8 protein-coding genes are annotated in these 15,066 nt (G+C 62.1%); 5 read left to right on the top strand and 3 right to left on the bottom strand.

All coding sequences use genetic code 11. From position 1 onward, the window contains the following. Nucleotides 1-130: 130 nt before the first annotated feature. From HMPREF1153_RS05085 to HMPREF1153_RS05095, 3 genes are all read left to right on the top strand, one after another. Nucleotides 131-1,669 (top strand): Ppx/GppA phosphatase family protein, encoded by a 1,539-nt coding sequence (locus HMPREF1153_RS05085; RefSeq protein WP_009645856.1) that lies wholly within the window; start codon nt 131-133, stop codon nt 1,667-1,669. Nucleotides 1,670-1,681: 12 nt separating this feature from the next. Next, nucleotides 1,682-3,703 carry a polyphosphate kinase 1 gene (gene ppk1, locus HMPREF1153_RS05090; RefSeq protein ID WP_009645879.1) on the top strand — a complete coding sequence of 674 codons (2,022 nt, stop codon included), beginning with the start codon at nt 1,682-1,684 and terminating at the stop codon, nt 3,701-3,703. Between the two features lie 109 nt (nt 3,704-3,812). Next, nucleotides 3,813-8,285, top strand: coding sequence for an autotransporter subunit beta (locus HMPREF1153_RS05095; RefSeq protein WP_009645785.1), 4,473 nt, complete (start codon nt 3,813-3,815; stop codon nt 8,283-8,285). Nucleotides 8,286-8,562: 277 nt separating this feature from the next. Here HMPREF1153_RS05095 and HMPREF1153_RS05100 read toward each other — a convergent pair whose 3' ends face one another. The 3 genes from HMPREF1153_RS05100 to HMPREF1153_RS05110 all read right to left on the bottom strand — a co-directional run bounded on the left by HMPREF1153_RS05100 (nt 8,563) and on the right by HMPREF1153_RS05110 (nt 11,252). Then, nucleotides 8,563-9,477: an MBL fold metallo-hydrolase gene (locus HMPREF1153_RS05100; RefSeq protein WP_037369914.1), complete on the bottom strand. Its 915-nt coding sequence runs from the start codon at nt 9,475-9,477 to the stop codon at nt 8,563-8,565. Nucleotides 9,478-9,485: 8 nt separating this feature from the next. Beyond that, nucleotides 9,486-10,343 (bottom strand): hypothetical protein, encoded by an 858-nt coding sequence (locus tag HMPREF1153_RS05105; protein WP_009645815.1) that lies wholly within the window; start codon nt 10,341-10,343, stop codon nt 9,486-9,488. A 234-nt stretch (nt 10,344-10,577) separates the two neighbouring features. After that, entirely contained in the window at nt 10,578-11,252 is a 675-nt protein-coding gene (locus HMPREF1153_RS05110) for a uracil-DNA glycosylase (protein ID WP_009645743.1), read from the bottom strand. A gap of 154 nt (nt 11,253-11,406) precedes the next feature. On the opposite strand from HMPREF1153_RS05110, the gene HMPREF1153_RS05115 reads away from it, so the two are divergent. Next, nucleotides 11,407-13,620, top strand: a complete 2,214-nt coding sequence (locus HMPREF1153_RS05115) for a transporter substrate-binding domain-containing diguanylate cyclase (protein WP_009645843.1) — start codon at nt 11,407-11,409, stop codon at nt 13,618-13,620. Beyond that, nucleotides 13,602-14,948: a glucosaminidase domain-containing protein gene (locus tag HMPREF1153_RS05120; protein ID WP_009645752.1), complete on the top strand. Its 1,347-nt coding sequence runs from the start codon at nt 13,602-13,604 to the stop codon at nt 14,946-14,948. The genes HMPREF1153_RS05115 and HMPREF1153_RS05120 overlap by 19 nt, the downstream gene beginning before the upstream one ends. The last annotated feature ends 118 nt before the right edge of the window (nt 14,949-15,066 follow it).

Genomic DNA, 15,066 nt, shown 5'->3' on the forward strand with positions numbered 1-15,066 from the left:
TATATGAACAGCCGCCTTTTTATCTCCATCAAATACGATATTATCTCCATCATTCAACAATAAAATGATGGAGATAAAAAGAACCGATCCTATGCTATAATAGAACGAAAGAAAGGAGGCGACACGCCCCATGAAGCAGCGATTCACCTACGGTGTCGTGCATATCGGCTCTGTTCATACGAGCCTCCTCATCGCATCATTCGCCGCGCTCGACGATGTCGAGATCATCGAGCGCGTGCGCAAGGAGACGCGGTTCGGCGAGGAGGTGTTCCGTCACGGGCGGCTCTCCTTTGACTCGATTCGCGAGCTTTGCCGCATCCTCGCAGGCTTTCGCCGGCTTCTCGCCGACTACGGCTTGACGCAGGTCTTTGCCATCGGCACGTCCGTCCTGCGCGAGGCGGAAAATCGCCTCGGCATCCTCGATCAGATTCGCATTCGCACAGGCTTTACGGTTGAAGTCGCCGACATGACGCAGGAGATCTACTACAAGTTCTTTGCTCTGAGTCACGAGCTTTTGGAGAATGCGGAGAACTTCGGCGAAAAGCCCGTGCTTCTCATGGACATCACGTCGAGCGGACTCGGCCTCACGGGCTGGCAGGCGGGCAGGCTGCTCTTTCAGCAGAACGTCGCGAGCGGCAGCCTGAGCATCCTTGAGCATTTCAGCGAGAAGGAACGCGAGAGCCTGACCTTTCCCTCTGCCGTGCGCGACTACATCCACGCGACGCTCTCGCCGCTCTGGCCGAGCATCGAGCATCATGCGATCCGTCATCTCGTGCTCTCGGGACTCGAAGCGCGCACCGTCGCCGCGCTCCTCGCGCCGGGGGCGAAAGGCGCGTATACGTTCGTAGAGGGCGAGGACTTCCTGCGCTTCCTCGACTCCTTCGCGGGGCTGACGCCGCAGAAGCTCATGACGCGCTGCGCCGTCACCGAGAGCCGCGCCCATCTTCTCATGCCGACACTGCTCCTCTACGGCGAAGTCGTGCGTGCGACGCGCGTCAAGGGCATGTTCCTCATGGGCACGACATTTCTCATGAGCTACAGCGTCTATCGCGGCGCGCAGCTGGCGGAACTTTCGTGCCTCGCCGAGCAGGAGGAGCGCACCGTACAGCTCGCTCGCACTACAGCGGAGAAGTACGGCTCGACGAGAGAGCACTGCGCGCGCGTCGAGCGGGCAGCCACGGAGATCTTTTGCGCCTTGGGCGTTGCACATGGGCTTTCCTCGCGCGCACTCTTGCTGCTCAGACTCAGCGCGATCCTGCACGAGACGGGCAAGTTCATCAACCTGCGCCGCTACAGCCGCTATTCCTATCAGATCATCATGGGCACTGACTTCTTCGGCGTTTCCGAGGCGGAAAAGGAAATCGTCGCGAGCGTCGCCTACTACTACAACCGCGAGAACCCCGGCAGCAAGGATGAGCACTATGCGCGCCTTTCGCACGAGCAGCAGGTCACGATGCTCAAGCTATGCGCCATCCTGCGTCTTGCGGACGCGCTCGACCAAGGGCACAGCGGCAAGATAGCAAAACTCTCGGTCAAGCTCTCAAAGGAGGAGCTTTGCGTGCGCTTCGAAGCGGAAGAGGACATCTCCTTGATTCGCTGGACATTCGCACGCACCGCCGCGCTCTTTCGTGAAATCTTCGGCATCGAGCCTGTCCTGTGCAAAGCGTGAGGAGGAATCGTCATGGACATGTTGAAAAGAGCCTATTTCCTGAACCGCGAATGTTCGTGGCTGAGCTTCAACCAGCGCGTCCTCAAGGAATCGACGCGCGAGGAGAATCCCCTGTTGGAGCGCCTGCGCTTCATCGCCATCGCCTGCTCGAACCTCGATGAATTCTTCATGATCCGCGTCGCCGGCCTGAAGCACCTCGTCGCGAGCGGCGTCGCGCACAAGGACATCGCAGGGCTTTCTCCCGGCGAGCAGATGCTCGCCGTCTCGCGTCAGGCGCACCGCCAATACCGCGCGATCTATCGCTGCCTCGCGCTCGTCACCCGAGAACTCGCCGCCGAGGGCATACGCTTCGTGCGCCTCGAAGAGCTGACGGGGGAGCGGGCGCTGTGGCTCGCGGAGCTTTTCGAGCGTGAGATCTATCCCGTCGTCACGCCCATGGCGCTCGACCCCGCGCACCCCTTTCCCTTCCTCGCGAGCCGCAGCCTGAACCTCGCCGTGAAACTTCGCCGTGCGGGCGAAAGCGCCGAGCGTCTCGCCATCGTGCCCGTGCCCGCGCCCGTGCTCGACCGCCTGTGGAAACTGCCGGGCGAGCCGACCTTCCTCTTCTTGGAGGACATTCTGCGCTTCTTCGCCGCACGCTTCTTCACGGGCTGGGAAATCGTGCAGACGGCGGCCTTCCGCCTCACGCGCGACGCCGACCTCGACATTCGCGACGACGTCGAAGACCTCTTGGCAGAAGTCGAGAAATCGCTCGAAAAAAGGCGCAAGGGCGCAGCCGTGCGCCTTGAAGTCGCCGAGGACTTTCCCGCCGATCTCCTCGATTTCCTCAAGGAGCAGCTTTCGCTGGAGGAAATGGACGTCTATCGTGCAAAAGGCCCGCTCGGCGCCGCATTCTTCGCCGCGCTCGCCAATCTCGCGGGTTTCGACCGCCTGCGCTACCCGCGCTTTTCCCCGCGCCCGGCAGAGCTTGCCGCCGAAGGCGACATCTGGCAGGCGATTGAAAAAGACGACATCCTCGTGCACCATCCATTCGACTCCTTCGCCATCGTGGAAGGCTTCCTCGCCCGTGCCGCCGCCGACGAGCGCACGCTCGCCATCAAGCAGACGCTCTACCGTGTCGCAGGCGACTCGCCCATCATCGCCGCGCTCGAAGAGGCCGCGAAAAACGGCAAGCAGGTCACCGTGCTCATGGAGGTCAAGGCGCGTTTCGACGAGGAGAACAACATCCTCATGGCGCGCCGTCTCGAAGAAGCGGGCTGCCACGTCATCTACGGCATCTTGGGGCTCAAGACGCACTCGAAGATCACGATGGTCATACGGCGTGAAGAAGACGGCATCCGCCGCTACTGCCATCTCGCGACGGGCAACTACAACGGCGCGACGGCGAAGATCTACACCGATGTCGGCCTCTTCACCGCCGACGTCCTCACGGGCGTCGACGCCTCGGCGTTCTTCAACTTTCTCTCGGGCTTCTCCGATCCGCCCGTCTGGAATCGCCTCGCCGTCGCCCCGCTGACGCTGAGGGAGCGCATCACCGAGAGCATCGAGCGGGAAATCGCGCACGCCAAGCGGGGCGAACGCGCCTACATCGCAGCGAAGATGAATTCTCTGCTCGACCGCTTCATCATCGCCAAACTCTACGAAGCCTCGACCGCAGGCGTCGAAATCGACCTCATCGTGCGCGGCATCTGCGTGCTGCGCCCCGGACTCAAGGACGTCAGTGAAAACATCCGCGTGCGCAGCATCGTCGGTCGCTTCCTCGAACACAGCCGCATCTTCTGCTTCTATAACGGCGGCAAGGAGGATGTCTTCCTCTCGTCCGCCGACTGGATGCCGAGGAATCTCAACAACCGCATCGAACTCATGACGCCCGTGCGCAAAAAGGCGCACAAGAAGCGCCTGCTCGCGCTCCTTGCCACATACCTTGCCGACAACACGCGCGCCTGGCTCATGCATCCCGACGGCAGCTACCGCCGCGTGCGCCGCGCCAAGGGCGAAAAACCGCGCGCCGCGCAGGAGGAGCTGATGAAATAATTTCGTTGTGACACTCTGGTTGCTCAGATGGGAAGAAACTGCTATAATGAATCGAAATATCTAGTTATAGAAAAAGTTTCAAGTCTAAAGACCCAAGAGGAGAAAACGAATGTCCAACAAGAAGTTCTCGCGTCCATCCTTAGCGCTTTTTACAGCGATTGCTCTGAGCGGCGGAGCATTCTTTGTGCCGTCCTTCGCCTTTGCTGCGGATGTGACGATCGACAGCACGCATCCGCCCCAGAGGAATGTGCCGAACCCCGATGCTCCCAGTACGCCGAACAGTGCGGCGAGCGTCGGGACGGGCAGCGAGGATGCGTCGGGCAACAGCTTGACGGTCGATCGGTATCAAGAGGATACGCTGAGCGTCTTCGGTGGCGTCGCCCGAGGTACGGGAAACGCCGACGGTAATACGGTGCGCATCAAGGGCGCGACGACGGAGATCGCCTCCGTCTATGGCGGCGCGGCATGGGGTACAGGTCATGCGAGAGAGAATCGGGTTCATTTCGATGCAGGGACGATGTCGTTTGCCGAATGGCTGGTCGGCGGCTACGTCGGACGCAGCGGCAGGGCGGAAGAGAACACCGTCGAGGTGAACGGCGGCAAAACGGAGTCTCTTTACGGCGGCTTTTCTAACAGCACGAATGCGACGGGGCGAATCCATAAGAATCGTGTCGTCATTCGGGGCGGGACGATTGCGGGCAAGGTCTATGGCGGCGTTTTCGGCGGTGCACATGCCACGGGCGATGTGACGCACAACACGGTCACGATCACGGGCGGCACATTAAAGAAAGCGGTATGCGGCGGCTCGCTTGAAAAAGCGGATTCCACAGGCAATGTGGCGCACAACGAGGTCACCGTCGCGGGCGGCGTCTTTCGCGGAGACGTCTACGGCGGCTATACGCGGCGCGGCGGCGCTCTGACGGGGAATATCGTCACGATCACGGGCGGCGAGCTGAACAGCGTCTATGCTGCGTATTCCGCCGGCAATGTCAGCGAGATCAAGGGCAACGTCGTCAACCTCGGCGACGGGAAAAATGAGATGAAGGCGGGCTATCGGATCGCGAAGTACATCTTCGGTGCATCGGGCGGCGATCGTGCTGCCTATGCGGACAATACGCTCAACGTCAAGGCGAGTGCACGGGCGAAGAACATCGTCAATTTCGACAAGGTCAACTTCTACTTTACTGATACGCTGCAGCCGCGTCTCACGCTGCGCGATTCGACGGGCACGAAGTTCAAGAGCCTCAAGGACATCGCGATCTACGGCTCGCCGAGCACCCCTGCGGGCACGTTGATCGAGAACAACACGTCGGGCGGCATCGTCGTGCGCGACGGCGTGAACGCGGTCGTACGAACAGGCGATACGGCGGAGGTCACGCTGGAAAAGGACGCGACGGGCAGGAAGATTCTCTATTCGCGCTTGATCTTCAAGGGCGCGACGACGGCTGAGAGTGACGGCACACATATATGGGGCGGCCGCTCTGCCATCGGCAACACGACGACGGGCAACGACGTCGCGCTCGCGAGTGGCAGCTATGTGAATGCCTTCGGCGGCTGGACGACGGGCGCAGGCTCGGATGCCGCTGCCGACAAGCTCGGAGACAGCATCGCCAACAAGATTGCCGTCACGGGAACGGCAAATGTCACGGGCACGGTCTACGGTGGCTATACCGATGCCTCAGGCGGCAGGGCACAGGGCAACACCGTCACGATTGAGAGCGCCGTGCACGATGTCGTCGGCGGTGAAGGCGCGGGCGAAGTCTCGGGCAACATTGTGAACATCCGCGCGAGCGCGGCAGCCGTCACGGGCGGCAGAGGTGCGGCGGCGAACGGCAACATCGTGAACCTCGGGAATGTCACGGTCGCTTCCGTCACGGGCGGCGAAGGTACGACGACAAACAACAACGAAGTCCATCTCAACGGCAATGCGCGAGTCACAGGCGCACTCAAGGGCGGCTCGCAGACAAGCGGCACGGGCAACACGCTCAGCGTCAAGGGAAGGGGCAACGAGGCGGGGGCAATCACTGGCTTCCAGAAGCTGACATTCGATGCCGCAGGCCTTGCCAAGGATGATACGATGCTCGAAGTCACAGGCACGGGCGAGACCGCGGTCGATTGGGCAAGCCTCACGGCGACGGGCACGGCGGCGAAGCCGCTCACGCTCCTCAGGAATGAGCAGGGCATACGCCTCGCGCACTACATGGGCGCGGCGAAGTCCGAGACGGGCGATGAGGCGGAGACGAACCTCGACGTTCGCAAGTCGGGCGCACGCATCACCGCCATCACTTACGAGGGCTATCGCTTCAAGGGAGCGACACAAGCGACACGAGAAGGAAGAGACGCCTACGGCGGCCGCTCCAAGGCGGGCAATTCGACGCGCGAAAACGAGATCGCGCTCGCGAGCGGCACATACGCGAACGTCTATGGCGGCTGGACAAGCGGCGTAGGCACGACGGCTCTGGACAAGGGCGCGAGCTATGAGAACAAAGTCAAGATCAGCGGCACGGCGACGGTCACGGGCACGGTCTACGGCGGCTATACCGATGCCGCGGGCGGCAAGGCGCGGGGCAACACCGTCACGATCGAGAGTGCTGTGCACGATGTCGTCGGAGGCGAAGGCGCGGGCGAAGCCTCGGGCAACATTGTGAACATCCGCGCGAACGCGACAGCCGTCACGGGCGGCAGATCCATGGGCGCGGCCTCGAACAACCGCGTGACGCTCGGAAACATTACTGCTACCAGTGTTGTAGGCGGCGATGCCGCGGCGACTGCAGAGGGAAACACCGTCAGCCTCGATGGCACGACCGTCACGAATGATGTCACAGGCGGCAGAGGTGCGGCGGCAAACGGCAACGCTGTGAGCCTCAGCAATACGCACGTCAACGGTGCGGTCATGGGCGGCTATGGCACGGCGCAGAGTGACGGAAACACCGTCAGCTTGCAGAATACGGCGGTCAACGGCGCAGTCACGGGCGGCTATGGCACGGCGACGATCGGCAACACGGTCAACTTGAAGGACGCGACTGTCCATGGTGCGATTACGGGCGGTCATGGCACGGTGCAGAGTGACGCCAACACCATCAGCTTGCAGAACGCGATGGTCAACGGCGCAGTCACAGGCGGCTATGGCACGGCGACGAACGGCAACATCATCCATCTGCGAAACACTGTCGTCAACGGCATCGTCACGGGCGGCACGGCGTCGGGCGGCGTGGGCAACACGCTCGCCGTCTACTACAGTGAAGGCACATCCTCGATCCATGATTTCAAGGGGATCGAGAACCTCCGACTCGATGTTGAGGGCGCCCCGACCGACGGCACGGCGCATACCTTGCTCAAGCTCACGAATGTCAGCGGCGGCAGCAAGAATCTCACGAACATGACGCTCGACTTCCGTCGCAGCGGCGCCGCAAGGAAGCTTCAGGCAGGAGATTCATTCACACTGCTGGAGAACGCGAGCGGCAAGATCTCCGTTGGCGAAGGTGTCACGATGAAGGGAACGGACGGCATCGCGCACGACTGCCTCTTTGCGATTGCGCCCGACAAGACGCATCCTGAGAAACTCCGGGCGACTGTCACCAAGACGGGCGTTGGCGAGACGGCAAAATCCCCCGTGGAGACGCGTGCGGGTCTCGCGAACTTCGTCAACCAAGGTGCGGACTATCTTGTGGAGAGCGGTTTTACCGCCGCTGAAATGTCTGCTAAAAGTGGCGCGGAAAACGCAAGTGCCGACGATGCGGCAGAATCATCTTCCAAGGACACGCAGCGCAGGACGGCTGCGTCAGATCCGGCGTCCTATCATCTATGGGCAGGCGCAGGGGCCAATGCCATGCGTGTGGAGAGCGGCTCCCATGTTGACTCCAAGGGCTGGAATCTCGGCGTTGGCTGGGCGCGTGAAGATGCAGCGAAGGGCGGCACGAAGCGGCTCTTCAGCCCCTTCGTCGAATACGGACGCGGCACCTACGATTCCTATCTCGACAATGGCGCACACGGCAGTGGCAAGCTCAGCTATTTTGGCCTCGGTGTCCTGGGCAAACTGACGCAACAGGACGGCCTGTGGCTCGAAGCCTCCGCACGCGCAGGCCGCGCCAAGAGCGACTACAGCCTGCACGGTGAGAATGCCGGATACGACGGCTCGAATACCTACTATGGCATCCACCTCGGCGTCGGCAAAACCTTCGCGCTGCAGGAGAGCGCCTCCCTCGACGCTTATGTGCGCTATTTCTGGTCGCACCAAGACGGTATGTCGGTGAAACTGCGCGGCTCGGGCGATGCCTACGACTTCGCCGACGTCGACTCGCATCGCCTGCGCCTCGGCCTGCGCTACAGCAGGAAGGACAGGAGTGCGGGTGAGTGCTACGCCGGGCTGGCCTGGGAGCATGAATTGGGCGGAGAGGCGAGCGCGAGCGTCGGCGGTGACGCAGCGCCAAGTCCGAGCCTCAAGGGATCGAGCTATATGCTCGAACTTGGTTATCGCTTCCTGTCGCAAAATAGCCGCATTAGCTATGATTTCCACATCAATGGCTGGCAGGGAAAGCGCAAAGGACTCAGCGGCGGAGCTGCTATTCAATGGACATTCTAGAGCAGGTCTGACGCTCTGAAAAATAAAAACAGCCTCTTGCGACTGGGAGAATCCATGTCGCGAGAGGCTGTTTTTACTATGAAGCCCCAAGAGGTCAAGACGAAGGCGTAGAGCGATTGGCTAGGCTTCTGTAAGGGCGGCGCACAATATCCACGAAGTGGACGTTTGTGCGTGTAGCTTATGCAGGAAAATCGCTAGTCGACGCATCGCGGTGCGCAGGCGTGACGGTCAAGAGCCGCATCCGCGCCCTGCGGCGGTGTGGCTGGCGGCTGTCTACCTACGATTCTTGAAGAGCCATTTGTGTGGGGCGGCGCTTGTCGAACCCCCAGCAGGTCGGCACATCCTGTGCAGCGAGCACGATGTTTTCCTGCCGGATGTTCTGCTGTGCGAGGATCGTGCGCACGGTTTCCTCGACGAGTTCGGGGCGGTTGTTCTCCTGGCTCATGTGCGCGAGGAAGACGGCGCGCGGACGTTTCTTGAGGCGCACGAGCGCCCAGGCCGCCGCGCTGTTCGACAGGTGGCCGCGGTTCGAGAGGATGCGCTGTTTCAAGTGCCACGGATAGGAGCCGCGCTGCAACAGCTCGCGGTCGTGGTTGGCTTCCAAGATCAGTGCGTCCGCGCCTTCGATGGCGGTCATGACGTCGTTTGTCAAAAAGCCGAGATCGGTCGCGAGCGCACACTTCTCGCTGCCGCAGACGGCGTAGCCGACGGGCGAGACGGCGTCGTGCAGCGTGGAAAAGCTCTTGACCGAGACCGCGCCGAGCATGACATTTCCGGTGAGCGGCGTGAACGTGTCCTCGGGTACGGCAAGGCTCTCCCTTATGGCGCGGAGCGTCGCGAGCGGCGCGAAGAGCGGCAGGTGATACTGCTTCAAGAGCGTCGGCAGCCCCTTGATGTGGTCGCTGTGCTCGTGCGTGATGAAGACGCCGTCGAGGGAGGCGGCGTCGACGCCGAGGTCGGCGAGCGAGCGCGTGATGCGGCGTGCGCTGATGCCGGCGTCGATGAGGAGGCGCGTGCCGTCCAGCTCGATGTACGCGGCGTTTCCCTTGCTGCCGCTCGCGAGCATGGCGACGCGCAGGCCGCGCTCGGCGCTCTTCGGCACAGTCGCCTGCTGCTGCACGGGCTGCGCTGCCATCGCACAGGCGCGCGCCGCGAGAGACTCGGCGGCACGCAGGAAGCCGCCGCTCGTCATGGCGCCGCTCAAGGGCGCTTGACCCCGTTCGGCAGGATGAGGAAGGAGGCGCTTTTCTTTTCAGCGAGGAGCGAGGGCGGCTCCTTTTGTGCATCTTCCTCGGCGTCCGCGATCATGCCCTGCGGCCGCTGGCTTGCTTCCTGCAGGCGCAGCAGCCCTTCCATGAGGCCGATGTCCTGCTTCTTTGCGAGTGTTTCCAAGGCGGTCGCCGCGTGCTGCAGGAACTTTTGCAGCTGGTGCGTCTGCTCGTCCTGCTTGCGCTCGCGCTCCTTCGCCGCTTCGCCGTTGTCGCGCTGCGCCGTATCCAAGGAAGCGATGCGCCCCGAAAGCGACTCGTGCTCGCGCTCGATGTCCTCGGCGATCTGTCCGGCCGTCTCCACGAGGCCGATCTCGATGGCGGAGTGACGCTTCAAAAGGTCGGAGAATCCCTGCTCCTGCGTGCTCGCCACATACTGCAGGGTGAGCGCGAGGGAATCCTTGAGATCCTGCGCGCCCTTTTCCTGCGCCGTGTGCAGCGCGGCCATCTGACGTGCGATCTCCTTCTGCATCATCGTGCCGAGCGCGCTCGTGTCGATGCCGGGACCGCTGCGGAAGGCGGATAGGTCGCGCGGCAGGCTGCGGGCGAGAGCGTTGATCTCGCGCACGAGTCCCGCCTGCATCGCGTCGAGGCGTTCGGCGACCGAGCGCTCCACCTCGTCGATGCGGCTGAGGATGGAGCGCTCGCGCCGGATCGAGTCGCGATCCTGCTGGCGGCGCGCGTCGTGCATGTCGTCGATCGCCTGCTCAAGCTCTTCGAGCCGCTTTTCCAAGTCCTTCTTGTCCTCCGCGGTGATCAGCCCTGCCCGCGAAAATATGCTCTTGCCCATCGAAATGCCCTCCAAAACGAAATAAACGGGACAGGTGAACCCGCTCTGTGAGAATGTCCGACACGCAGGCATTCCCTAGTGGATAATACGATACTATTTTGATGCCTATTACCAAGTGTAACAAAATGTCGCTTTATGTGCAATAAAGTTTTGCAAATGTGCCGAATCGCAGCGTGAATTAACGATATGCATCGCTTGCGCTGATCTCCGGTTGCTCTCTATAGCTTCTACAGATCAAACATCGGGCAGCTGCCAGTCGATCGGCGTCTGCCCCGTGCTTTCGAGGAACGCGTTGGCGCGGGAGAAGGGGCGGCTGCCGAAGAAGCCGCGGAAGGCGGACAGGGGACTCGGGTGCGCCGATTCGATGACGGCGTGCGGCGGGGCGGCGATCATCGCCTTCTTGCGGCGTGCGGGCGCACCCCAGAGTATGAAGACGAGGGGCTTTTCGCGTGCCGAGAGCAGCTCTATGATGCGGTCGGTGAATTGCTCCCAGCCGTGCCCGTGGTGCGAGGCGGCGGCGTGGGCGCGTACGGTCAGCACGGTGTTCAAAAGCAGCACGCCCTGCTTCGCCCACGGCGCGAGGCAGCCGTTGTTCGGCGTCCTGCAGCCGAGATCGCTGGAAAGCTCCTCGAAGATGTTCTTGAGCGACGGCGGCGGCTCGACGCCCGCCTGCACGGAGAAAGAAAGTCCATGCGCCTGCCCCTCGCCGTGATAGGGATCTTGGCCGAGGATCACGACCTTCGTTTCGGCGTAGGATGTGTAGTGGAGCGCATTGAAGATCGCATACATGTCGGGAAAGATGCGGCGCGTGCGGTACTCTTCGATGAGGAAGCGGCGCAGTTCCTGATAGTAGGGCTTTTTCATCTCGTCGGCGAGCAAGCCGCCCCAATCGTTTTGAAAAATCTTCATGGCAGTCTCTCCTTCGTCCATACTTCTTTTCCATCATTATAGCAAAGTCTGGAATTTTATGTAGTGAAAATTCAGGAAAAATCTGCTATACTATAGTCAGTGTCAAACTGTACATTGGGCGGTTCGTCCGAGAACTGCAGGAGAGGTGTTGGAAATGAATCCCGTCATGCGCTGCGGCATCATCTTTTTTTTCGTCCTGCTCATGCTGCTTGCGCCGCAGCGTCTGCTCCATGCGATGGATTCTGCGCCCGTGCTGCGCGTCGGCTGCCTCGATGTCTCGTCCTTTCCAGACGGATCGCCCGAGCGGCTGCTGTTCAACTACGCGAAGCGCTACCTCAACGAGGTGGCGCGCAGCACGGGCTGGCAGTACGAATATGTGGAGATGGACGAGTGGACGGCGCGCGAGATGCTGCGAGAGGGGCGCATCGACTTGTACTTCCCTGCGCGCGAGATGCCCGGTGACGAAGGAGCTTTCTCCTTCAGCGTGGACAGCGCGGCGTATTCGATCCTCTCCCTCTATGTGCGCGAGGATTCCTCCCTTGAGACGAACAATCCCGCCGTGCTCGCCAACATGCGGATCGGTGTGCTCCAAGACGGCCTGTATTCCTATGCGCTGACGCCGCTCGTGCGCGAGCAGGGCGTGCGCGTCGACGTCGTCGAGCATCAGACCGCCGAGGCACTGCACGAAGCGCTCGCGCGGGGCGAAGTCGACGCCATCTTGGACAGCGCGAGCCGCAAGAAGGACGGAGAGAAGCTGCTCCTGCGCGTGGCGCTCATGCCCGCGAAGTTCATCGCGGCGAAGAAGCGGGAAGGTCTGCTGAAGAACCTCAGCGATACGATCCTTTATACGGAAAGGGTCAATCCGAGCTTCGAGACGTATCTGGGCAAGGCCTTTCTCGATCGGGCGCAGAACCAGCTCGTGCGCTTCAATGCGTCGGAAAACGCCTACCTGGCGTCCGCGCCCGACCTGCGCGTCGTCTACGTCGGCGGACATGAGCCGTTCTTCGGCGACCGTTTGGAAAAGGGCGTGCCCGAGGGCATTTATCCGAGCCTTCTGCAGGCGCTCGGCGAAACGCTTGGCCTGCGCTTTCGCTTCGTGCGCGCCGAGGACAACGAACATGCGCTGAAGATGCTGCGCGAGGGCGAGGCAGACATCTTCTTCTGCGTCTACAACAACCTGCCGTCGATGCGGGATCTCTTCTTCACGGCGACCTTTGCGACGGAAGATTTCTCCTACGTCGTGCGGCGCGGCGCGGGCGAAGTGCCGACGGGAACGGCGCGGGTCGCGCTGCCGCGCTGGTTTCACGGAATGCGCACCTACCTGAATATGCAGCATCCGAACTGGCAGATCGTGCCGGTTGACGAGCCTGTCGACTGCCTGCGCATGATTGAGGAGGGCGGCTGCGATTTCGCGCTTCTGCCCTCGCTCTTCCTGCAGCAGAGCAGCCTCCTGTCGATGCACCCGGATCTCGTCGTGTTCGCGAGTCATTCGGCGGAGATCCCCGTGAGCCTCGCGATCTCGGGCGAGCAGTCGCGCGTCCTGCAGTCCGTCCTGACGAAGGGCATCTTGAAGATGGACCCGCGCCGTGTGCAGGAGATCGTCAACGAGCACATGACGGGGCGTCTGACGCTGACCGCCGTCGTCGCACGCTATCCGATGCAGACGGTGGCGCTCGCCGTCGTCTTCCTTCTCTCCGTGTTCATCGCCGTGTTCCTCATCGAGCGCTCGCGTGTACAGAGACGCCAGTCGGAGGTGCTGCTCGCGAAGAACGAGGAGCTGGAAAAGGCGGTCGAGGAGCAGAAGAAGCTGATGCGCGCGCGCGACATCTACAAGCAGGAGGCGGAAATCGACCCTCTGACGGGGCTTTTGAACAAGAAGGCGATCCAGTCCGCTTGCGAGGAGATGCTGGCAGGAACATTGAAGGAAGGGGCGGTTCATGCGTTCTTCGTCATGGATCTCGACCACTTCAAGGAGATGAACGACACCTACGGACATCAGGCGGGCGACGACGTCCTGCGCCGCTTTGCACAGGAGGTGCGCTCAATCTTCCGCCAGTCGGATCACATCGGGCGCTTCGGCGGCGACGAATTCACCGTGCTCATGCCGAACGTGACGACACTTGTCGCCGTCGAGCGCCACGCACGTCAGCTCATGACGGCGGCGCAGGAGCTTGAGGTGCGCGATGACCGCTCGCTGCTTTCCGTGAGCATAGGCATAGCGCTCGCACCCCTGCACGGCACGAACTACGACGATCTCTTCATGGCGGCGGACGCGGCGCTCTACGACGTGAAGCGTGCGGGACGCAACGGTTGGAAGATTTATGACGCGAAAGAAGATGGAGGAACCTTATGCCCGAAGGAAGAATGACGGGGAAGATGCGGCGTCTTCTGGCGGGAGCCGCCCTGGCGGCGCTTCTCGCCGCGTGCGCGGGAGTGCCCCTGCCGTCCGTGGTGCAGGCGGCGCAAGGGGCGGCAGCATCCACCGTGCAAGGCGCACAGGCGGCGATGGACACGGGCGTGAAAAAAGACGCTGCCGCGCCGGTATTTGTCGCTCGCCCGCACTTTGCGGCGGAGCTTCCTGCCGAGGTCAACGAGAAGGCGGCGTCAGAGGTGCGCTTCTTTATCGCCGAGCCGCTGAGCGAGCCGATCTTGGAGGAGGAGGCGCCGCCCGAGAGCGTCGAGATCATGGGCGCGGCGGAAGCGACGCCCGCGCAGATGGCGGCTTTCATCCGGCGGCGCAACCCGCAGCCGAAGCTCGCCTGCTCCGTCGAGGAGATCGTGCGGCTCTACTACGAGGAGGCAGGGGCGGAAGGCGTGCGTGCCGACATCGCCCTTTGCCAGGCATTGAAGGAGACGGGATTCTTCGCCTACGGCGGCGACGTCCTGCCCGCTCAGAACAACTACTGCGGTCTCGGCGCGACGGGCAACAAGGCCAAGGGCGCGTACTTCGCCACGCCGCAGGAAGGCGTGCGCGCTCACATTCAGCACCTCATGGCATACGCGACGACCGAGAGACCGCACGCGCCGCTCGTCGATCCGCGCTACGATCTCGTGCGCCTCTACCGCACCGACATCTACGGCAAGATCAAGCACTGGACGGGACTCAACGGCGTCTGGGCCGTGCCGGGCACCTCTTACGGGCAGGACATCCTGCTGCTCTGCCGCGAAGCGACGACGCCCGACGCGAGCGACGCCTCGCTCGCCTTCGCCGAGAAGAAGCTCGCCGAAAAGAAAAATGCCGCCGCTTACGTCTATCGCGCCATCGTCTTTGCGAAGCGCGGCGAGAGCGAGAGGGCGGCAGCTGACTTGGAGGCGGCTCTTCGGCTCTCACCGAAGAGCGCGGCAGCGCTCTATGATCGTGCACTCTTCTTTACGGCAGCGGGCGATGAAAAACGTGCGAAGGCCGACCTCGAAGCGCTTGTCAAGGCGCAGCCCGACTTCGCCTACGCATGGTACAACCTCGGCGTCATGAACCTCAAGGCGGGCAGGAACAATGCTGCGATGCGAGATTTCGAGCGCGTGCTCGCCCTCGTGCCGCAGTCGGCGAACGCCCAGAGCAACATCGGCATCGCCCTCGTGCGCGAGAAGAAATACCGAGAAGCGTGGCGAGCCTTCGCGCAAGCCGCTGAGATCAACACGACGAACCTGACGGTGCTGATGAATCAGATCGTCTTCGCCGCGTGCCTGAAAGAATAGGCGCGGGCCTAGGAAGCGCTGATAAAATGAGGTCGCCCAGATTTGCACAGATGCGCTGTATCTATCGAGGAGACAAACCGCAGGCGTAGCGGTGCTACGTCGAGGATTTGTCGACGAC

Origin of the sequence: Selenomonas sp. CM52, assembly GCF_000292955.1 — a bacterium.
Lineage (GTDB): Bacteria > Bacillota > Negativicutes > Selenomonadales > Selenomonadaceae > Selenomonas.

Excerpts from the sequence above, each read along its gene's own strand:
- HMPREF1153_RS05085 (WP_009645856.1), top strand. The coding sequence starts at position 131 with ATGAAGCAGCGATTCACCTACGGTGTCGTGCATATCGGCTCTGTTCAT.
- ppk1 (WP_009645879.1), top strand. The coding sequence starts at position 1,682 with ATGGACATGTTGAAAAGAGCCTATTTCCTGAACCGCGAATGTTCGTGG.
- HMPREF1153_RS05095 (WP_009645785.1), top strand. The coding sequence starts at position 3,813 with ATGTCCAACAAGAAGTTCTCGCGTCCATCCTTAGCGCTTTTTACAGCG.
- HMPREF1153_RS05100 (WP_037369914.1), bottom strand. The coding sequence starts at position 9,477 with ATGACGAGCGGCGGCTTCCTGCGTGCCGCCGAGTCTCTCGCGGCGCGC.
- HMPREF1153_RS05105 (WP_009645815.1), bottom strand. The coding sequence starts at position 10,343 with ATGGGCAAGAGCATATTTTCGCGGGCAGGGCTGATCACCGCGGAGGAC.
- HMPREF1153_RS05110 (WP_009645743.1), bottom strand. The coding sequence starts at position 11,252 with ATGAAGATTTTTCAAAACGATTGGGGCGGCTTGCTCGCCGACGAGATG.
- HMPREF1153_RS05115 (WP_009645843.1), top strand. The coding sequence starts at position 11,407 with ATGAATCCCGTCATGCGCTGCGGCATCATCTTTTTTTTCGTCCTGCTC.
- HMPREF1153_RS05120 (WP_009645752.1), top strand. The coding sequence starts at position 13,602 with ATGCCCGAAGGAAGAATGACGGGGAAGATGCGGCGTCTTCTGGCGGGA.